This is a genomic window from Pseudomonas sp. PA-1-3F (assembly GCF_021609665.1).
In the GTDB taxonomy this organism is placed as follows: Bacteria; Pseudomonadota; Gammaproteobacteria; order Pseudomonadales; family Pseudomonadaceae; genus Aquipseudomonas; species Aquipseudomonas paracarnis.
This window is the reverse complement of record NZ_WJZD01000016.1, coordinates 116,498-137,578: the sequence shown is the minus strand read 5'-3', so window position 1 is coordinate 137,578 and position 21,081 is coordinate 116,498. Positions and strand designations below refer to the sequence as shown.

Below are 21,081 nucleotides of genomic sequence, written 5' to 3'. Positions count from 1 at the left end.
GTTACAATATAACATCTCTTTTCTGTGAAAAAGGGGAACTTTTCCTGGCGGGCTATATTCAATGCGATGCTTCCACCTGCTCGCCCCGTCGGCTAAGGTGCGCGGCTGTGTTCCTCTTTTTGCAAAAGGCCCGGCATGACCGCGACAAGCAACGACCCGCTCCACGGTGTGACCCTGCAACACGTGCTCACCACCTTGGTGGAGCATTACGAGTGGAGCGGCTTGGCCGAGCGCATTGATATCCGCTGCTTCAAGAGTGACCCGAGCATCAAGTCGAGCCTGACTTTCCTGCGCAAAACCCCGTGGGCGCGGGAAAAGGTCGAAGGTTTGTACGTCAAGCTGATGCGTACCAAGCGCCCCCTGGATTGAAAGCATGAAGCGCTTTGTCGCGACGGCAGCCTTGGCCGGTTGGGTGGGGTTGGCTATCCAGCAATACCTGATTCTCTATTCGCGCTGGGCCAGTGGCGCGAGCTTGCTGGGCGGCCTGATCAGTTTCTTCAGCTTCTTCACCGTTCTGACCAATACCCTGGTGGTCGTGGTGCTCAGCTACTCACTGGTCAAGCGCGACTCAGCCGCCAAGCGGTTCTTCCTCGCGCCTCGCATCAGTAGCGCGATTGCCGCGAGCATCGTGGTGGTGAGCCTGGCCTACAACCTGCTGCTGCGGCATCTGTGGAGCCCGCAAGGCTTTCAATTTATCGCCGATGAATTGCTGCACGACGTCATGCCGTTGTTGTTTGTGGTGTATTGGTGGCGGTGCGTGCCCAAGGGTACGTTGCGGCTCAAACACATTGCCGGCTGGGTGATCTACCCATTGGTGTACTTCGGTTATGTGCTGCTGCGGGGGCATATGCTCGGGCAGTATCAGTACCCGTTCATGGATGTGGACAGCCTCGGTTATCCACAAGTGTTTGTGAATGCCGGAGGGATTTTGGCAGGGTTTATCGTCATTGGGCTGGTGATCGTTGGCCTGGACAAGCGCCTCAAATCACCCTCGATTTAAAGTGAGCACCATTAAGGTGGGAGCAGGCAAGCCAGCTCCCACCTTATTCATTCTTCTCCGCTGCCCTCAGCACGCCAGTAACCCACGGCCTTGAGGTATTCCTCGTTGACCTTGTGCGCATCCAGCAGCACCCGCCGTACCTGGCGTGACAACTTGGTTTCGGTGGCGACAAAGCTGTACAGCGTGCCGCTGGGCAGCGTCAGGTTGCGCACCACGTCGAGCAGGTCATCCTGGCCGCGCATCACCCAAATAATCTCGACGTCCGCCGCGCTTTGCAGCGCTTGTTGCTCCGTCGCATCCGCGATTTCAATCACCGCCAGCACCTTGCGCCCGGCCGGCAGTTCTTCCAGGCGTCGACCGATGGCGGGCAGGGCGGTTTCGTCGCCGATCAGCAGGTAGCTGTCGAAAATGTCCGGCACGATCATCGAGCCTCGTGGCCCGCCGATATACAGGTGCTGACCGACCTGCGCCTGCTCGGCCCAGGTAGACGCAGGGCCATCGCCATGTAGCACGAAGTCGATATCCAGCTCGCCGATTTTCAGGTCGTAGCGTCGTGGCGTGTAGTCGCGCATGGCCGGTTGCGGGCCGTCGCCCTTGATGGCGAACGTCGGGCTTTCCAGCGCCGCTTGCTCGGCGGCGTTCTGCGGGAACAGCAGCTTGATGTGATCGTCGCTGCCCAGGCTGACAAAGCCCGCCAGCTCAGGCCCGCCCAGTGTGATGCGGCGCATGCGCGGGGTGATGTCCACCACCCGCAGCACTTCCAGGCGGCGGCGTTTTATTTCATGGGTTACGCGGTGAATAGCTTGTGTGTTCATTGGTCTGTCCCGTCGGCAATGGCTTGGGCGGTGCGATTGAGTAGCGCCGCAACACGAACGATTTCCTGCGGGCTCCAGTGCCCGTTGTGCGAATGCAAGGCGTGGCGCAGGTTATGCACCGCTTCGTGGATTTCAGGTGGGCGGTCGTGGCCGCGCAGTGAGCGTTTGCTGACGTCGATGCGCATGCGCACGCCGTCCAGAGCAACGGCCTGCTCACTTAGAAAGAGACGACCGGCGTCGGTGATTGTGTAGTGCTTTTTCCCGCCTTCGGCATTGCCGCTGATCAGCTCGCTCTCTTCGAGGAAGGTCAAGGTCGGGTAGATCACGCCGGGGCTGGGACTGTAGGCGCCGTCGAACAGGCTTTCGATGCGGCGGATCAGGTCGTAGCCGTGGCATGGTTGTTCGGCGATCAGCGCCAGCAGCAGTAATTTCAGATCACCCGGTGCGAAGACGCGAGGACCGCGACCGCCACGTTTTTCGAATTCACCGCGAGGTTCGTTTCTCATGCAGTCTCTCCAGACAGGTTTAGATATAACTTAAGATGTATCTTAATGTGACGATAGGGCTTGGCGACCAACGGTCATCGGCGCCTTTTCCGGCAGAGGACCTTGGAATACGTGGAATACGATTAATTTTAGAGTCATAACTTTAATTAGAGTTTAAACTCAGTTAAGTTTATGTCCGGCAGCTTGTTTGTGGTATTTTTCTGAGCGAAAGTTCTTTTGGTTGGCCCTGTTTTTTGTGTTGTAGTCTTGTTCTTACAGCTACTTTGAAAGTTTTGGCAAAGTGCCATGTTTTTCTCTCAATCCCTGATTAATAGGGCTACGCAGGCGTGAGAGGTTGCCTGCATACCTACTGTTGTTTTGAGTTGATCATTGTTTGGCGTTGCAACTAACGGCGGCGCGTTCGTTGTTAAGGCGGTTACTTGGCGACGAATCACTCAATGTTGATAACTACAGGTATTGACCATGTTCAAGAAGTTCGCGATTGCTGTTCCCCTGGCTGTTATGGCGCTGTCCTCCTCGGTAACAGCTTTTGCTGCCGGTGAAGCCAGCCACACCGTCAACATGAAGGCCACCATCCCGACTACCGTGTTCCACGCCCAGCCGCGTGACCCGAACTGGGGTCGCGATGAAACCATGACCTATAACCTGGTCAGCGGTGAGCTGGCGCCGTTGAGCGCCATCTACGACATCAAGAACACCAATGGTTCGGTTCACGCCTACATCGAAGGCGGCCCGGCCGTGCTGTTCAACGGTGACCCAAGCCAGAACATCCCGCTCACCACCACCCTCAATGGTGTGACCCTGACCGGCACCCCACAGGAAGTGGTCAACGAAGCCGACTCCACCCCAGGCGTAGGTGCGGAGATGCGCATCGTCGCAGCCAAGCCTTCGGCGACTCAGCGCGGTTCGTACACCTCCGTGATGCCAGTGGTCTTCGACGCGGTACTGCCAGTAGCGCCTTGATGCCACTTAATGCCCGCTTGGCGCGGGCATGACTTTTCAGGTCGGCGAATGCCTCCTCCGTTCGCCGGCCTGGTTTTTGATTCTGGTCTCCTGGCATTCAGAGTATCCGTTCATGTTCCCGATGACGCCTATCGCGGCTGCGCTTGCGCTGCTGATATGTACGAGTGCGCTGGCGGCACCTGCTGCTTCCGGTGCAGCCACGCCCGGCAGCCTGATCACTCAGGCCCAAGGCTTGCCCGCAGGCTTTGCCGATCACTTTTTCGATGTACCCCTCGCGGTGCGCGTAGACCTGGACCACCAACTGCTTGGCGAAGCGCTGATCGTGCTGTCCCGGGACGACCGCGTCACCCTGCTCGAATTCACCGACACCGGCGACAGCAAGGTGCCGGCTGCCACCCGCGACACCTGGCAAGGCCTGCTGGAAAAAGGCGTGGCGTTGGGCGCCTGTACCCAGTCTTGCCCGCAAAAGATGATCTCTGCTTACTACAATCTGGAAAGCTCGCAGTTGTCGATCCTTACGCAGGACGTTGAACTGAGTAGCGAAGCCCCGCGCTTTTACGACCAGCCCGACGGCGGCAGCCTGGGGTTGATCATCAACAACCAGCTCAACCTCAATGGCGGTCAGCAAGACAGCCTCGGCGGCCGTTATGGTTTGCAAGCCAGTTCCAGCGTGGGCAACTGGAGCCAGGTGTTCAACCTGCAACTGGCGCGCCAGAGCGGTAATGACCAACCCATGCGCCACGCGATTCATGAGCTGTATACCCAGCGTGAACTAGAGGGGCAGTTTTTTCGCCTTGGCCACTTCACCCCCAATTCCGATGGCCTGACCCGTCAACTTCGCAGCTTCGGCGCCAGCCCCGACACTGCCTTGGGCGTCATGTACGGCAGCTCCGACAGCCTGGCGATCAACAACCCCAAGCCCAGCGTGTACCCGATCTACGTCACCGCCAACCGTCAGGCAGCGGTAGAGATCTATCGCAACGGCTTGCTGATCAACACCCAGGCCGTGGCCGCCGGCCTGCAAACCCTGGACACCCGGCCACTGCCCGGCGGTATCTATGAAGTGGAAGTACGCCTGGTGGAAGACGGCCTCACCACCAGCACTACGCAGGAGCTGGTGTACAAGCCCGGTAACTGGCGCAACGCCGAAGACCGCTGGCGCTACAACCTGTTCGCCGGGCGCGAAACCAAGCTGTTCAGCAACTGGGACGAGCAAGCCTCGGGTGCGGTGACGGCCGGCGCGTCGCTCAATTACCTGCTCCACCCACGGGTGATTCTTGGCCTGTCGGCCCGCCAGGTGCGCGAGCAACTGCAATATGGCAGCTCGGTGGACTGGACCGTTGCCGACAACACCAGCCTCTATGCCAATGTTTATCAAACCCGTGAACATGGCACGGGCCTTGACCTGCAAGGGCTCTACAGCTTCGGCGCGACCAACCTGGTGTTCAGTCACAACCGCAGCTGGCTCGACACCCGCGACACCTACGAAACCCTGCCCGACGGCACGCGCCTGCGGCGCAACACCTTTGTCGGCCAGGCCAGCAATTCGGCGTTGTCGGTCAACCATCGCCTTGATGCGAAAAACACTTTGAACATGCGAGTGTCCCACAGCCAAGGCAACGTCGAAGGTGCGGGGCTGGACCTGGGCTGGAGCCGTCACGACAGCTTTTTCGGCAGTGATGCCAACTGGCGTTTCTCGGTGTTCGACCGCCCCGGCAGCGCCGGCACCAATGACCAGCGCAACCGTGGCGTGGATGTGAGCCTGAGCGTGAACCTGGGCAGCGATGGCCGGCAGATTTCCGGCAGCATCGGCACCCGCACCGCCCGTGATGGCGGCCGCGATAACAACGCGTCGATCACGTATCGCCAGAACCTCACCGACCATGTGCTGCAAAGTGTCTCGGCCACGGCGATCACTGATACCTACGGCGTCGGCCTGTCAGGCATGGCCAACTTCAGCACCGACGTGGTCAGCGGCGACGGCTTTGTGCAGCGCAGCTCCTTCAATGGCGATTTCAGTGGTGGCTTGAACCTCAACAGCACCTTCGTCGCGGGCGCCGGGAAAATGCTGCTCAGCAGCCAGTACCAGGGCAACGGCGCGGGGATGATCATCGATGTGGAAACCGACCTTGACGAGATCGCCCTGCGCGCCGACGACCTGGGCGGCGGCAGCGCGGTACTGCGTCCGGGGCGCAACTACGTTCCGGTCTCGGCCTACAAGAGCAGCAGCGTGAGCTTCGACTTCGAAGGCAACCACCCGCCGGCGGCGAACATCCAGCCCGCACGCTCCAGTTACCACCTGAACAAGGGCGGCGTGGACTACCGCAAGATCACCGTGATGAAAACCGTCACCGTACTCGGCCGCCTGCTGGATGAACGCGGCGCGCCGCTTAAAGGCCATCACGTAATCAATCACGCCAGCCGTGGGGTCAGCGAAGTGGACGGGTTCTTCTCCATGGAGATGAGCGCCAGCGCGCCGACCCTGCAGGTGCGCTACCAGAACCAGTTGCTCTGCCAGTTCCGCCTGGACCCGAGCACTGCGCCGGATGAAAACGACGTGCTGATGATTGGTGATCTGCGCTGCACGCCGGACACGCTGGCCGAAGCTAACCACAAGGGCGAAACCGCCGGTTGACGGCGGTTGAAACGGGAGTTCATGACCTTGATTACCGCAATGAAAAAACGCTTGGGGCTCTGTGCATTCGCGCTGGTTTTGGGCGCTACCTACAGCTTGCCGGCACTGGCTATCGTCGAGCAGATCACGGCGGTGTTTCGCCCCGATCCGGCCAACCCAACGAGCAATAAATTCGTCAATACCACGCCGCAAAGTGGCTTGTGTCCCTGGCACGTTCCAGCCAGGTGCGAGGCGGTCAATACCTTCAGTATTCGTAACAGTTCGTTCCGGGCCTATTCCAATGGGCCGATACCGGCGTTTCCGGAGGATCCGCGCCAGAGCGCCTATTTCAAGGTGCCCTCGGCATTTCGCGATCTGCAAGTGACTCACACCGTCACCGGTCGTGCGGAGACGGTACAGATGCGCATTGCCGGTATTGGGGGACGGTGGAATGTCTCTTATCCACCGGGTGTGTCCGGCTGGGCCACGCCAGGCGTGGGCTGGAACGCTTATTGGCGAGGGGCGCCGGCACCGTGCTTGCCGATCAATTACATGGCGGCGGGACAAGCGTATGCGCTTTTTTTCTGGATCGTTCCAGAGAACGCCGGAGCCTGCAGCGTTACAAATGGTATGGAAATCGGGAGGATGAGCTACAGCACGCTTGAGTACGGCTACGAACTCAAGACACCAAACCCTCTGGGTATGGACGCTGGTACTTATGAGGGTTCCATCACTTACACCATGGGCCCGGGCGGCGATATGGATTTCGGCACCACCATGATCCCCGACGAAAACACCCTGACCTTCAACTTCATCTTGTCGGTGGAGCACGTGCTCAAGATTGACCTGCCGGCGGGCGGCAATCGCATCGAGCTGTTACCCGAGGGCGGTTGGCAGGCCTGGCTCAACCAGGGGCGGCGCCCCTCGCGGCTATGGCGTGACCAGACCTTCGCAATCTCCGCCAGCTCACGTTTCAAGATGACCCTGGAGTGCGGGCTGGTGATCGGCAACACCTGTGGCCTGCGTAACAACGACGGTGACGAAGTGCCGCTTCAAGTCGCCGTGAGCCTGCCCTATGGCTTGCGTGATCAGCACGACCAGGGCGTGAACAAACTGCCCCTGCGCCTCGACGGCGTCGGCACCGAACTGTTCCAGCCGTTGCAGTACGTGAACAACCGCGAGGGCAAGTTGCATTTCGAGGTGGGCAAGGATGACGTGGCCGACATGCTCAAGAAACCCGGCAGCACCTATTCCGGCGTGGCCACGGTGATCTGGGATTCGGAAGTCTAGGCGAGCCCGGCTCGCATATCGGCTCCCTGTGGTGGGCCGCGTTCAATCAATAAGGCGTAATCAAACATGAAACATGCAGTGTTAGGGGCTGGGCTGTTGCTGATGTCATTGGCGGCGCAGGCCGGGCCGGCGATCAATGTCGGCGTGGTGTATGACTACCTGGAGGGCGACCGCAGTTCTTACCTCAAGCGGGTGTTCAACGGCGGCACCAGCACCGCCTTTATCAAGGTCAATGTGCTGGAAATTGTCTATAACGCCGACGGCACGTCCAGGGAAATCCCGGTGGCCTCCCTGACGGATGACAAGGGCGCCGCCACCAGCCGCGACGGCCTGATGGCCAGCCCGGCGCGGTTGATCGTTCCGGCGGGCGGGCGCCAGGGGACGCGCTTGCTGTACATGGGCGAGCGCGACAAGGAGCGTTACTTCCGGGTGCGTTTCATCCCGGTGGTGCCGGAGAAGGAAGACGACTTCGCCGTGACCGACGCCGAGCGCGACGAGTACAAAAAAGATCTCGCCGCCGGCGTCAACGTCATGGCCGGTTACGGCACGGTGTTTTTCGTGCGGCCCAAGGACACCCGCTTCGATACGAAGGTCGTCGAGACCGCCGACCAGTACACACTGCGCAACGCCGGCAACAGCGTGGTGGTGCTCGATGAGTTCCGGGACTGTTCAGCGGCGAAAAAAACCGACTGCGAAGCCACCACCAAGCACCACATCCTGCCGGGACGCCAATGGCAGCTCGAGAAGAAGCCCGGGCGTGAATACCGCTTCCAGATGATCGAAGGCCGCGACAAAACACCGATGACGGTCAACAGCAACGGGTGATGACAATGTTCAAGCAACTGACGGTATGGGCGGGGCTGGTCGCAACGTTATTCATCGGCGCGCCGGTACAGGCGTTTCAGGAACGCCAGAGTTTTGATGTGTCGGTCACTATTCCGATCCACGAAGCCTATGTGCTGCCCTCCGAACCCGACTGGATGGCGCAGGACCAACTGCTGGCATGGGACCTGGCGACCTCCAGGCTCGGGCGCCTGCGCAAGAACTTCGACGTGAAAAACCTCAATGGCGGCGTAGCCGCGCGGCTGGGGGACGTGCCCTATCTGTTGAGCGGCCGCGACCGTATTGATTTGCGCGTGCTGTTCAACCGGGTGCCCCTGACCCTGGACTCGACCCAGATACTCAGCGCTGACGAGGCGGGCATGGGCCGGCGCGTCGAGCTGGAGATTGCTCCGATCGAGCCGCAGGGTGGATACCAGGGCGGGTCCTACTACGGCACGGTGCACCTGATGTTTGATTTTCTGGCGCCTTGACCGCTCGGGCCCATTTCATCGAGCTGCTGGTACTTCAGGTCGAAGGTGTTGCCGTTGTTTCATTTGGCGGTGGGGTTCTGCTGCTCAAGGTAACGCTTCCAACCTTCTCAACCGGGCTACCAGCGTACTGCGATAGGCCAGATGAATACCGGCCTCGTCGTCCGATGTGAGCCGGTGCTGGTCCAGCTGCGTGCGGGTAGGGGGGCTCGAATAACAGGGTTGGGTAGTCTGTAAGTCTGATGACCTATCCTAATCACGTCCATGAAAGCATGGGTATCTACACAACTTTTTGGTGCGACGCCGGGCCTGTGGGAGGGGGCTTGCCCCCGATGGCGGCCTGGCAGCCGGTCAGGAGGTTGGATCAGATCGAGTACATATCCATTCCTGCGGTAACGGCCACTTAGGGTTCCGCTTTTACAGCGGGTCACTTTTGGAAAAGAGCCCCAAAAGTAACCAAAAGGGCTCTTGCCCCACCACTCGGCACCTCGCTTAGGCTCGGTGTGCCCGTAATCCGCCAGGGATTTGGGGGGCCGCCGCCACGCGCCATCCATGGCGCGGGGCGGCTAAACCGGCATCCCTGCCGGTTTACCCCCCAAATCCCTGTCGAATTCCGGCCAGCGTGGTTTGACGGGGCGCCTAAGATCAAGATCAAAAGCAGAGCAAGAGCAAGAGCAAGAGCAAGAGCAAGAGCAAGAGCAAGAGCGGCTCGCTTCGCATCGTGGTTAGCGTCGGCAGTGGCTACAAAAGTTGTGTAGATACCTATGCCCATGAAAGGCCAATACATAACCACTGCATCGCACTTTGCGCTGTATGTTCATTTACCGGTGCTGCTCACGCAGGCGTTCTGCTCGTCGCCTTGCAGGTATGGCATCAATAGGGGCGCCATGCCTTTGAGCACCTGCACAGGCAGCGCCGAGGTGAAGGTGAAACCCTGCGCCGAACTGCCGGGCACGAAGGCGGTGAGCGTGCCGAAGTGGCGCTCGCCGATATAAAACACAAAGGTGGCGGTGCGGTTGATTGCTTTGGAGCTGAGAATGCGCCCGCCGGCACCGATGGCTTCGATACGGTTATCGCCGGTGCCGGTCTTGCCGCCCATGGCCAACGGTGTGCCGTCGGCGTGTTTGAAACTGCCGGCGACGCGTTTGGCGGTGCCGGCATCGACCACCTGGGAGAGCGCGCCGCGCAGGGCCGTCGCCACCTCGGAAGGCATCACTCGGCGGGCGCGGTCGGGGGCATTGATCAGGCGGGTGTCATAGGGCGTGCCGGCAGCAAAGTGCAGGCTGTCAATGCGCAGCACCGGAATGCGTACGCCGTCATTGAGGATGATGCCCATCAACTCGGCCAACGCTGCCGGGCGGTCGCCGGAGCTGCCGATGGCGGTCGCCAACGATGGCACCAGATGGTCAAACGGATAACCCACGGCTTTCCAGCGCTGATGAATCTCCAGAAACGCTTCGATCTCCAGCATGGTGCGGATACGCCCGTCGCGGGCGCTCTGATGGCGGCTTTTGAATAACCAGCTGTAAACCTCCTGGCGTTCGAACTGACTGGCTTTGACGATCTCGCTGAACGTCGCGTCCGGATGGTTGAGCAGGTAGCCCATCAGCCACAGGTCCAGCGGGTGCACCTTGGCGATATAGCCTTGGTCAGGCAAGTCATAGGCGCCTGGGCCGTAGCTGTCGTACAGCGTGTCGAGGCGTTTGTCGTTCAGCGTCTGGTGGCCTTTGGTTCCCGCCAGGCGCGCACGCAGGAAGCTGTTGAAACTCTCGCGGCTGGCGTCGGGCAGCAGGTATCGGTGCACGGCCGCCAGGCGGATCGGCGTGGGATGCAGACTGTCGAGGAAGGTTTCCAGGCGCGCCTGGGTGTCTTTTTTCTGGTACTTCTTCCAGAACTTGAGCAAAAAAGCGGTGCCTTCGCGGTCGGCGAATTGCGCCAGGTATTCCTGGCGGCGTGGCTCGCTGTCGTCCTTGAGCAACTGCGCGCTGTTGTTGGCGCTGGTATAGGTGACGTAGCGCACCAAGTCGCGCATCAGGCGGATGAACGGCAGGTTGATCGACTCGCGCAGGGCATCGCGCAGGCTCGGGTTGCGGCCGTTGTCCTGGTTGCGAAAGTTATGGAAGCGGTGCAGGCCGCCACCGGTGAAAAAGCTTTCGCCGGGGCTGGCCGAATAGGTGCGGTCCAAGGCCGCTTCGAGCATGTCTGCCAAGGATTTACCGGGATTTTGCAGCAGGTAGTCCACGGCCCAACGGCTGAGGCGGTCCTGCTCGGCGACCTCGACTTTTTTCAACGCTGCTGGCGTCAATGCGCCGTAGCGCTCATGTAGCTCGGCGATGATTTGCAGGTAGGTGGTCAGCACGCGCAACTTGGCGGTAGAACCCAATTCAAGCTTGCTGCCCTCGTTGATGTCGAACGGCTGGTCGGTGTTGTCGGTCTGCACCCGCACGCGCGCGCTGTCGGCGGTGCGCTCGAACAAGGTAAAGCTGTAGCGCACCTGCGGCGTGCTGGCGGGGGTGAGCAAGCGCTCGCCCAGCAGCCCGATCTCTTTGGCATAGACCGGGTCGGCCAGTTGCTTGAGGTACGCGGTGATCTGCTCCTGCAGTCGGCCTTGCAAGGTGCTGGTGGCGGACAGGTCCAGGCGGTCGAGGTCGTACAGCGGGCGATCGAGCAGCGCGGCCAGGCGGCTGCGGGCCACGCTGATGCCTTTGTTGGCCTCGATCTTCTGGGTGGTCGGTTGTTGCTGCCAGTCGCGGTAGGTGACCTGGCTGGCCAGCGCTGCCTTCAATAATCCCGGCTCGATCACGCCCTGTTGCGCCAGCAGTCGCAAGTGACTGTCGGTCAACTGCGCCAGCTCATCGCGGCCCTTGGTCAGGTAGTGGGACGGGCGGCGCTGGGCGATCATCAGCGACAGCACTTGGCGCAACGCCAGGCCACGGGCCGCCAGGCTGGGCGCGGTGTTCGTGGTGTCGGCCAGGGCCCGGTTGACCTGGTTGAAGTCGGCGCCATACCACACCCGCAGGCCTTCGGCCATGCCGTGCACTTCGCCGTGGCCGGGCACTGCCGAAAGCGGCACGCTGTTGAGGTAGTCGCGCACCACGTTCTGCCGAGCGAGGAGGGTGTCGGGGCCGTGCTGATAGGCGCGCACACTGGCCGAGAGCATCTGGCGCAGTTTTTCGCTGCCCGACAGGGTCAGGCCGTCCGGCGAATGGCGGTACTTTTCCAACTGCGTGGCCAGGGTGCTGCCGCCCGCCGTTTGCCCCGGCAGGTGCAACTGGCGCGCAACCTGTGACCACGCGGCCTTGGCAAAGCGCGGCCAGTCCACCGCCGGGTTGGCCTGGGCCGGCTGCGGGTCGAGCAACTCGCGGTTTTCGATAAACAGCAGGCTGCGCACCATCAACGGTGGCACGTCGCTGAACTGCGCATACAACTGCGTCGGGTAATTGAATTGATACAGCGGCGCGGCGCGGCAATCGGTGATGCTCAGCCCGGCCTGGATTTTTTCTGCGTAAGGAATAAACAGGCCGTGACGGCTGTAGTTCATCAGCGCCGCGGAGAAGCGTGCCTGGGACTCGATCACGTAATTACGCTTGAGCAGGCGCGGCAGGAAGTCGCCCAGGGCGCTGTAGCCCAGGCGCTGATCGAAGGGCCCGGCGCCGGGGTACAGAATCGCATCGCTGGCTCCGGGTTCGACGCGGTAGGTCAACTGCGCGGCCCATTGGCTGAGGGTGCGAGCCTGCCAGCGAGCGCTGTGCATCTCGCGCAACACGGCAAAACCCAGGGCGAGCAGCACCAGCAGCAGGATCAGCCAGAACAGCCGGCGCCATGGCCGGGGCGGTCTGAATTTTTTCGGCAATGGGGCGGGTGACGGGCTGTCGGCTTCAGCCTTGTGCGAGTCGGTTTGCCACAGTGCGCCCATAGTCGACTGATCCATTCCTACAGATTGATCGGACTTGTCTGAAGCGTAGACGCGAATTGCCTTGCCCATGAAGTTTGTCGACGGGGCAGCACACAGCGCGTCATGGCAGGCGTTAATTGTCTAGGCCAGCGGGTCGCTCGGCGGCGGTTAGCGTTTGATTTTAACTGCCCTCAGAGTATCAACATGACCGCTTCCACCCCTCCAGCCGACTCACAGCACCTCATCACGAGCGAGCAAATCGAAACGTTGTTTCGCGAGCCGCCGTCATTGCTGGCGGTAGCGCAAGAAAGCGCCCAGGCCTACCTTGACCAGCATTTTGCTGAACACAAATGGCAGGCCGGTCTGATTTATATCGCTGCGCCCGCCGACACTGACGGTAGCCTCGTTTACCAGGTCTTGTCCGAGTGGCTGCTGCAACGCCTGGCCCTCGCCGGCCCGGTGTTGCTGGTGGCGGACTATCACGTGGTCGCCCAACGGGTGCGCGAGGTGTTTGTGGAAGGTGGCCCGAGCCTGGTTGAACTGGAACGGCTGATCAACCGTTGCGGCGCACTGCTGTGGAGGACCTATGTGAAACGCCTGCAAGCCTGGTGGTCTGAAGAGCTGCCGGTGAACATGACGCGCTGGGGCTACCTGTCGGATGACCTGCTGACACTGCTATATGACTCACCCAAGCCGCCGGGATACAGCGAGGAGCAATTCGCCACACTGTTCCCCAAAACCCTGCTGCATCCGATTCGTCCGGATAACGAGTGGAGCGCCCACGGCGATGCATTGCGGGTGCAGGCGGTTTACCTGGCGGGGCCGCCCGTCGAGATGCTGCCGGTGCTGGTCCTTATTCACGGGCAACAGCGCTTGCTGTTCAGCCCGGCCAGTGGCCTGCACCCGCTGCGCGACGAGGACGAAATCGCTGCATGGTTGCCGGCTTTTGCTGAGGGCGCGTGCGTAGAGCAATGGTTTGCCGAGGACGTTGACAGCGATCCGTTCGACGCCCTGGCCGCGAGCTACCTGGCACGTCAACTGCGCGACATCGACCGGATCGACCGCAACCTGGCACTTGCACCGAGGCAGCATCAGGCGTTGCTCGACTACATCACCGATCCGCGACGCTGGTTCGTCGCCAGCCTGGGCGCGCGTCAGCAAGCGCTGCGCAGCGCCATGCCGCTGTGGCTGGCCCACGCCGAGGAGCAAGACAGCATCGCCTATGCGCGCCTGCTCCAGGCGCTGGTGGTGGCCCGCGAGCAAAATGGCGGAAAACAGTATCTCGACGGTATCGACTCGATCCGTCAGTTTGCCGATGACGCGCTCAAAACTTGCCTGCACGCTCAACCAGCGGCGCGCAAAGTGCTGCCTGCCGATGTTCAGCTGACCTTTAAACGGGTGATTGCCGCCGCAGTGCCGGTGCCGGGAGGTTTCATAGCGGGTGAAGTCGACCTGATCACCGTAAGCCTGACCGAACTGGCGCTGGAAAACCTGGCCGGGTTCCCTCACACCGTCACCAGCATCACGTTGAACGACGCCCCGGCGCCCGGTTGGTTGACTTACGACCTGCTGAGCGGGTGTGTGCAAACGGCTGACGTCGGCCAGGCTTACCCGGCTTTGTTGAAAAGAAAGCTGTTGGATGATCCAACCGAAAACGCTCGGCGCTTGCAGTTGTTCAAGCGCCAATTACGCGTGCAGTTGCCGATGCTGGCGTTGGAACTGAAGATCAAGGACGAGCACGGCCTGACGCTGGATGGCTTCAGGCGCGTGCAGGCTGCGCTGCAATCGCGCCTGGCCGATCGTACGGTACAGGACCAGGCAATGGCGCTGTGGCCGCTGGCGTTCAAGGCTTCGGCGGCTGCTGACGCCGATGAGGTGACCGCGCACTTCATCATTGGCCCAAGGGCCGGGCAGGCGGGCGTGCATCTGCTGTACCGGCCATTGCTCGAACCGATGTTGCAGGAGTACGCGTCGATCCACGCGTTGTTCGAGGCCATCAAGGCGCCAGGCCCATTACAGGACAGCGTGTTGACCTGGATCGCTCCGGCACGCCAGGCGGTCTACGCCAACGGCGGTTTCAATGAACCGCATATCCGTCGCTTTTTGCCTGGCGATGAGTTCGGCGTGTATGACAAACCGCCGGCGGCGCAACTGCACAAGCAGTTGGGCACGCAAGGCCCCTGCACCCTGGTGTTCAACGGCACGGCAAAGGCTCTGGTTGCCCTGGCTGACCGGCAATCGGTATCGAACGCCGAACAACGCTGGGCCCATATGAAAGAGGTAGGTTGGCTGTTGTTTGCCAGTGTCCTGCCGTTGACCAGCGGGCCGTTGCAATTGGGCGGATGGTTGGTGCAATTGGTCGACAGCCTGCAGCAGGATATTCAGGACCTGGCCAGCGACGATGAACAGGCCAGGAACAAAGCCGTTACGGATGTACTGAGCAACCTGATGGCAATTCTTGCGCACCAGGCCACGCCCCACGCCCCCCATCAGGCGCTGCAACTGGAGCACCCCGTCTTTGCGCCGTTGGCACACGCCGAGCCCGCCGCGTCGGTGCCCGTTCGTGTCCCCGTGCCTGCAATGTTCCACACCCCGATCCGTTGGAGTAATGCGCGTAAAGACCTGACCACCGCGCAGAATGCTCGGGCACGCCGCCTGAGCCTCAGGGTTTTCTCCGGAGAATGGAGCAACGCCGAGCAAAGCGGCCCGCGCCAGGGTTTGGTCTATGACACTTCCTTTTCACCACCGCAATGGCATGCCTTGGTACGCGGGCACGTGTATCGGGTGGTGGACGAGGCCAATGCGGTGCGGGTCGTCAGCGCCGATGGCCGCGAGAAAGGTCCCTGGTTGAAATCCTTGGGTGACGGGTATTGGGATTTTGATGCGCGATTGCACTTGCCAGGGGGCAATGCAGATTCCGCGCTCGAAGCCGAACTGCAGGCACTTGAAGTGTCCGAACCGAGCCTTGAACAGCAATATCGTGATGCTGGGCGCGCACGTGACAGGGCCGGTGCAGCCATGATCGTGGCGCGTAAGCTGGCGCGCGAATCAAAGGGCAAGGTTACCGAGGCACAGTTGGCGCAACTTGAGGAACGCTACCGCAAGGAAATGCAGAATAAGGTGACGTCCTCGCAACAAGAGCTGCAATTGCTGATGCGTTTGCGTGCGATCAAGCCACGGCCTCGGTATGAAGAAGAACTTTGTGAAGTGCTGGAATCACTGATTCTGGGCCTGCAATTACTGGATGCCGACACGCGTGAGCAGATGCTGCAGATCAATGCGCGCATCCGCCCTCTGCTCGATGTCCTGCAAGATGAGAGTGAGGACGAAGCCGGCTCCGATCTTAATCGCCAGGCCCATGCTGACCTGGACCGCAACATGCGTGAGCAAGTGGCAGCCGAGGAGGCGGCGATTCGCTGGCGCACGCTGGAAAAAACCTATATTGACCAACTCAGGGCAGTGCCGCGGCTTGGGCGCAACAAGGCCCGCGAGCTGCAAAATGACTTGGCTGCAAGGCCTTCGGTCCTGGATTTGCAAGCGTTGCAAGTGACCACACTGTGGGGCATCACCATTGATATCGAAGGCCCACCGCTGGAGGCGGAGTTTTTTGACAGCTTGAACCAGGTGATCAATCGTGCCCGCTGGGCCAGCCGCTCCCTGGCGGACCTGGAGCATCTTTCCATCGCGCGGGAAGAACGTGTAGAAGTGCTCAAAAGCCTGGGGCGCATCTATGCGCTCACCGACGACCACATTCAGTTCTGGCGCGCCATGGCGCCGGACACCTTTGACTTGGCCAATCTGCAAAAACTCCAGACGTTGCTGTCTGGCCTGCACCGTCAGGTTGAGGAGCAACTGGCTGACCTGCTGGACACCGCCCCCGGCGTGGTGTCGGTCAAGGCAGAGGCAGCAGGCTCGCGGCAAAAAAAGATCATCCGCACGCGCAACCGCGATGTGTATGTGGCCCGGGTCAAAGGCCCGACCGGCACCGCAGAGCTGGTGGACGACAAGGGCAGTGTGATCGCCACCTTCACCGAGGCCGACGACGGCGTATGGGAAGCGGTGGAACCGCCGGCCAAACCCCGTACGGCCAACCCGCAACTGGGAGCGCTGGTGAACAAGGGCCTGCGGCTGTTGGCAGGCGTCGACAACGCGATTGCGAAGGTGCAAGGCATGTCGGACAGGTGTGAGCCCGAATCCCTGCAAGCCCTGTTGGTGGCGCAAGCCAACAGTCGGCGTATGGTGGCGGCGGATATCGACAGAAAATTACGCAGCCTGGACGTGTCACGGCTGGCCGCCACCCAGCAGGCCAACGCCAGGGTGCGGGCCAGCGACTTGCGGGCCGCGGCGACGCGCCTGGAGGCGGCGGGTGTCGAGGCGCGTGTCCGGGCCAGCAAACTCAAGCTGACGCGGGCCGAAGATGTCGATTTCCTGCACGCGCTCAATGAGGTGCGCATCCAGCGACAAGGTGCCCGCGTACGCCTCAAGGGTAAAACCGTGGATTTTCTGCAAGTCTATGTTGTGCAGGATGCGCAAACGGCGCAGCCGCTGTGTTACGCGCACTTTCACTATGGAACCCGCCTGGGCCCGGACGATCACTACACCGCCGCCCACATCAAAAGCCCCGAGCAGCAGCGACTGGGGCGCCAGGCCCAGGCCGAAGCTGAAGCCCAGGCGTTCGCCCGAATGCGCAGCGGCCAGACCGGGCGCGTGCAGCAAACCCTGGACATCGACCGTGCGAGCATTTCCCGGCTGCTGGCCAGACGTTTGTTTTTCAGTGTGGACTGAACGGCACGCCGGCTCCCACATTTGAACGGCCTCGGGGTGCAGAACCGCGCCATCATGTGCTTGCCCTCAGGTGTCCCGATCCTGACCGGTTATGCAATACTCTGCGCCGTTTCGCGCCGGGAAGGCCGATCTAGACGCTTGGTGCTTGCACCGTCCAAGCGGTTTTTCTCGGGGCTTATCGCCAAATTTCCCTGTTTATTGAGTGAAAAGACCTGACGTTAGCTTTTTATACTGCACGCCCGCTGACCTGTGCGCGTGAGTCGCACCAGGCGGATCTGCCCATGAGGCGAGTCCGGTCCAGCCGGTGTATCAGCCCATCCGCGGATACGCCCAGGCTCGGTGGCTAAATCCAATAACAAAATGAGGTTGTATTCCTATGCCTGTCGGCAAACCACTGCCCCCTGGCGAGACCGCTCAAGGCGGCCCGCTCAAACGCGAACTCGGCGAACGGCATATCCGCCTGATGGCGCTCGGCGCGTGTATCGGTGTGGGGCTGTTCCTGGGATCGGCCAAGGCCATCGAAATGGCCGGCCCGGCGATCATGCTCTCCTACATCATTGGCGGCCTGGCGATCCTGGTAATCATGCGCGCCCTCGGAGAGATGGCCGTGCACAACCCGGTGGCCGGTTCGTTCAGCCGCTATGCGCAGGATTACCTCGGTCCATTGGCAGGCTTTCTCACCGGGTGGAACTACTGGTTCCTGTGGCTGGTGACCTGCGTCGCAGAAATTACCGCGGTGGCGGTGTACATGGGGGTCTGGTTCCCCGATACGCCACGCTGGATCTGGGCACTGGCGGCGCTGATCAGCATGGGCACCATCAACCTGATCGCGGTCAAGGCGTTCGGTGAGTTCGAGTTCTGGTTCGCGCTGATCAAGATCGTCACCATCATTGCAATGGTGATCGGCGGCGTCGGTATCATCGCCTTCGGTTTCGGCAATGACGGCGTGGCGTTGGGCATTTCCAACCTGTGGACCCATGGCGGCTTCATGCCCAATGGTGTGCAGGGCGTGTTGATGTCCCTGCAAATGGTGATGTTCGCCTACCTGGGCGTCGAGATGATCGGCCTTACCGCCGGTGAAGCGCGTAACCCGCAGAAGACCATTCCCAGCGCCATCGGCTCGGTGTTCTGGCGCATCCTGCTGTTCTACGTGGGCGCGCTGTTCGTGATCCTGTCGATCTACCCGTGGAATGAAATCGGCACCCAGGGCAGCCCGTTCGTGATGACCTTCGAGCGTCTGGGCATCAAGACTGCCGCGGGTATCATCAACTTCGTGGTGATCACCGCCGCGCTGTCGTCCTGCAACGGCGGCATCTTCAGCACCGGGCGTATGCTCTACAGCCTGGCGCAGAACGGCCAGGCGCCGGCGACGTTCGGCACCACCTCCAGTAACGGCGTGCCACGCAAGGCCTTGCTGTTGTCGATCTTTGCCTTGTTATTGGGCGTACTGCTCAACTACCTGGTGCCGGACCAGGTGTTCGTATGGGTGACCTCCATCGCCACCTTCGGCGCGATCTGGACCTGGCTGATGATCCTGCTGGCCCAGCTCAAATTCCGCAAAGGCCTGAGCCCGGCGGAGCAGGCGGGCCTCAAGTACCGCATGTGGCTGTACCCGGTCAGCTCCTACCTGGCGCTGGCGTTCCTGGTGCTGGTGGTGGGCCTGATGGCGTACTTCCCGGAGACCCGTGTGGCGCTGTATGTCGGGCCTGCGTTCCTGGTGCTGTTGACCGTGTTGTACTACGTATTCAAGTTGCAGCCCGCCGTCGCCAATAGCAGCGCGACCCGCTCCGTTTAAATGTGCGGGCTTGCCTGCGATAGCGGTGGTTCAGTTGCAGATTAATTGACTGGCCCGCAGCCTTCGCGAGCAAGCCCGCTCCCACAGGGGGATCTGTGCCGGGCGTTGATCCTGTGGGCAATACACGACGAATGTGGGAGCTGGCTTGCCTGCGAAAGCGGTGGTTCAGTTGCCATCCTGGTGTCCGGCGGCGTCGCTAACTATGTAGTCGTGACGACGGCGCGGCTGGCGTAGCGTTGGTCCAGGCGCTTGTTCAGGTCCAGCCATGCCGCCAATAAGCCCATCAACACAGCGCCCGCCAAGGCCGTGGATAACTTGATCGCCAGGCTGTCGCCGGCCATGGCATTGAGCATGTCGGCCAGTGGCGCCAGCACCACGCCCAGGCAAAACACTTCCAGGGAGTAACGCCCCATCCTCGCCAATTGCAGGGCCAGCCACTGCTGCGTCCAGCCGACGTCGGGGAGCAATTTGGCGGTGACGTAGGCCAGGGCCAGGAAGTGCAGCAGGCGCACCGGCGACAGGTCGGTCTTGCTGATGGGGTACAGCCATTCGCCAATCACGCGTGGCATCCAGGCGTCATGCACCTCGGGCCAGCGCCAAGACAAGGTGATCACACAGGTCACCAACACGTAGAGCGCAGCGGCCACGAACAAGGGTTGGCGCAGCAACGGCCGCGCTTCGGCGCGGCTGGGTGAGCGCAACGCGGCTGCGCCGCCGAGGATGAACAAGCATTGCCAGGTGATGGGGTTGAAGTACCACACTCCGCCGTTGCTCGCGGGCAAATTCCAGCCCTGCCAGGGCGCCAGCAGGTACACCGCCACCGAGATCGCCACCATCACGTTGGGCACATACACCAGCAGTGGCAGGGTGAGCGGCAGGCTCAGAATCAGCACGATGTACAACGGCAACGGGTCGGTGAGGTTGGGCTTGAAGCGCAGCAGCAACTCATCCATCAAGGCCTGTTGGGTATCGCTGAGAAAATACCCCAGGCCCATTTCCTGCACCAGGTCGCGAGTCTCGATATGGCTGTTGGCGAAAATCACGATGCCCATCAACAGCGCCAACAGGAAAATATGCGCCACGTAGAGTGTCCACACCCGACGCAGGATTTTCAGGCAGGCGAAGAGATAGCCCTCGCGCTGCAGAATCTTGCCGTAGGCCAGCACGGCTGCGTAGCCGGCCAGGAACACGAAGATTTCCGCGGCGTCACTGAACCCGAAGTTCTGCACGGTGATGTTGGCGAGGGGGTTGTGAGGCACGTGATCCCAGAAAATGAAGATCAACGCCAGGCCCCGAAAAAAGTCGATGCGCGGGTCGCGTCCGTTCAGCATGGCAGCGGGCTCTTGAACAAGTTGTTTAATGACGATAGGTGAGCGCGGGCGTCGCCGCACGTCGGGCGGGCGGAGGTTGGCGGTATTTGTAAGCAATTGCAAAGGCTGGGTATTACTGAATGTCTCTAGAGATCAATGATCACCAGGGTGCCCTGGCTGCCGGCGAGCACACCGTGGGCAGTGCCGGCTTCCACCAGGTACATCTGGCCGGCGTCCACCCTGATGGCTTGATCACCGATGCGCAGGTGCAAGTACCCACTGATCACCAACAACCCTTCGTTGTAGTCGTGGGTTTCTTCCTCGTACGTCTGTTCATCCATGCGCAGTACTTTGATCCGCGCCGGGCCAACCTGGCCCAGGCGTGTGGATGTCCAACTGTCGGGCAGTTGCGCGGCGATTGCGGCGAAGTCCAGTAACGGCATGTGAATCTCCTTGTTTTCAACGATGCCGTCGGTGGTCCGGTTCAGCAGGCGGTGGGTCTTGTCAGAAAGTGTCCATCAACAAGATCCGGCACGGCTTGGCTTGATGCTCATTGATCTGGGGCACCAACCGGGTGAAGTGCTCGGTCTGGCAGTGCGCATCCAGCGCCGCTTGATCTGGCCATTGCTCGATAAAAATGAAGTGCCCAGGGTCTTTTTGATCGATGAACAAATCGTAGGCGATGCACAGCGGTTCCTGGCGGGTTTTTTCCACCAGCTCAGCGTACCAGGGGCGCACGGTTTCCAGGTGTTCGGGCTTGATGAAGTCCTCAGCGATGACTTTCAGCATGGCAGGCGT

15 protein-coding genes are annotated in these 21,081 nt (G+C 61.0%); 9 read left to right on the top strand and 6 right to left on the bottom strand.

All coding sequences use genetic code 11. The features are described 5' to 3' along the window. The first annotated feature begins 135 nt into the window (after positions 1–135). Together GIV26_RS13920 and GIV26_RS13915 are read left to right on the top strand one after the other, a co-directional pair. Positions 136–369: a VF530 family DNA-binding protein gene (locus tag GIV26_RS13920; RefSeq protein ID WP_003188882.1), complete on the top strand. Its 234-nt coding sequence runs from the start codon at positions 136–138 to the stop codon at positions 367–369. A 4-nt stretch (positions 370–373) separates the two neighbouring features. Continuing rightward, complete coding sequence (locus tag GIV26_RS13915) at positions 374–1,000, top strand: Pr6Pr family membrane protein (protein ID WP_054897682.1); 627 nt, start codon at positions 374–376, stop codon at positions 998–1,000. A 47-nt stretch (positions 1,001–1,047) separates the two neighbouring features. Here the strand turns inward: GIV26_RS13915 and GIV26_RS13910 are convergent, their stop codons facing one another. Continuing rightward, positions 1,048–1,815 (bottom strand): siderophore-interacting protein, encoded by a 768-nt coding sequence (locus GIV26_RS13910; RefSeq protein WP_236281126.1) that lies wholly within the window; start codon positions 1,813–1,815, stop codon positions 1,048–1,050. Then, positions 1,812–2,321 carry a PadR family transcriptional regulator gene (locus GIV26_RS13905; protein WP_034127994.1) on the bottom strand — a complete coding sequence of 170 codons (510 nt, stop codon included), beginning with the start codon at positions 2,319–2,321 and terminating at the stop codon, positions 1,812–1,814. The genes GIV26_RS13910 and GIV26_RS13905 overlap by 4 nt, the downstream gene beginning before the upstream one ends. A 462-nt stretch (positions 2,322–2,783) precedes the next feature. Between GIV26_RS13905 and GIV26_RS13900 the strand changes: the two genes are divergently transcribed. The 5 genes from GIV26_RS13900 (at position 2,784) to GIV26_RS13880 (ending at position 8,501) form a co-directional block, all read left to right on the top strand. Next, positions 2,784–3,284, top strand: coding sequence for a CS1 type fimbrial major subunit (locus tag GIV26_RS13900; protein ID WP_054897684.1), 501 nt, complete (start codon positions 2,784–2,786; stop codon positions 3,282–3,284). A gap of 112 nt (positions 3,285–3,396) precedes the next feature. After that, positions 3,397–5,919 carry a CS1-pili formation C-terminal domain-containing protein gene (locus GIV26_RS13895; RefSeq protein ID WP_236281123.1) on the top strand — a complete coding sequence of 841 codons (2,523 nt, stop codon included), beginning with the start codon at positions 3,397–3,399 and terminating at the stop codon, positions 5,917–5,919. 21 nt (positions 5,920–5,940) lie between these two features. Continuing rightward, positions 5,941–7,188, top strand: a complete 1,248-nt coding sequence (locus GIV26_RS13890; protein ID WP_054922508.1) for a hypothetical protein — start codon at positions 5,941–5,943, stop codon at positions 7,186–7,188. A 66-nt stretch (positions 7,189–7,254) separates the two neighbouring features. Then, entirely contained in the window at positions 7,255–8,013 is a 759-nt protein-coding gene (locus GIV26_RS13885; RefSeq protein WP_054922506.1) for a hypothetical protein, read from the top strand. A gap of 5 nt (positions 8,014–8,018) precedes the next feature. Next, positions 8,019–8,501 (top strand): CS1 type fimbrial major subunit, encoded by a 483-nt coding sequence (locus tag GIV26_RS13880; protein ID WP_034127990.1) that lies wholly within the window; start codon positions 8,019–8,021, stop codon positions 8,499–8,501. Positions 8,502–9,315: 814 nt separating this feature from the next. Here the strand turns inward: GIV26_RS13880 and GIV26_RS13875 are convergent. Next, positions 9,316–12,414, bottom strand: a complete 3,099-nt coding sequence (locus tag GIV26_RS13875) for a transglycosylase domain-containing protein (protein ID WP_236281121.1) — start codon at positions 12,412–12,414, stop codon at positions 9,316–9,318. Between the two features lie 183 nt (positions 12,415–12,597). Between GIV26_RS13875 and GIV26_RS13870 the strand changes: the two genes are divergently transcribed. Continuing rightward, complete coding sequence (locus tag GIV26_RS13870) at positions 12,598–17,178, top strand: hypothetical protein (protein WP_236281118.1); 4,581 nt, start codon at positions 12,598–12,600, stop codon at positions 17,176–17,178. A 376-nt stretch (positions 17,179–17,554) separates the two neighbouring features. Further along, positions 17,555–18,973, top strand: coding sequence for an amino acid permease (locus GIV26_RS13865; RefSeq protein WP_054897689.1), 1,419 nt, complete (start codon positions 17,555–17,557; stop codon positions 18,971–18,973). A 200-nt stretch (positions 18,974–19,173) separates the two neighbouring features. Here GIV26_RS13865 and GIV26_RS13860 read toward each other — a convergent pair whose 3' ends face one another. The 3 genes from GIV26_RS13860 to GIV26_RS13850 all read right to left on the bottom strand — a co-directional run bounded on the left by GIV26_RS13860 (position 19,174) and on the right by GIV26_RS13850 (position 21,072). After that, positions 19,174–20,304, bottom strand: coding sequence for an OpgC family protein (locus tag GIV26_RS13860; RefSeq protein WP_034126436.1), 1,131 nt, complete (start codon positions 20,302–20,304; stop codon positions 19,174–19,176). A 125-nt stretch (positions 20,305–20,429) separates the two neighbouring features. After that, positions 20,430–20,726, bottom strand: coding sequence for a cupin domain-containing protein (locus tag GIV26_RS13855; protein WP_057976091.1), 297 nt, complete (start codon positions 20,724–20,726; stop codon positions 20,430–20,432). 61 nt (positions 20,727–20,787) lie between these two features. Further along, entirely contained in the window at positions 20,788–21,072 is a 285-nt protein-coding gene (locus tag GIV26_RS13850) for a putative quinol monooxygenase (RefSeq protein ID WP_236281116.1), read from the bottom strand. Positions 21,073–21,081 lie beyond the last annotated feature (9 nt).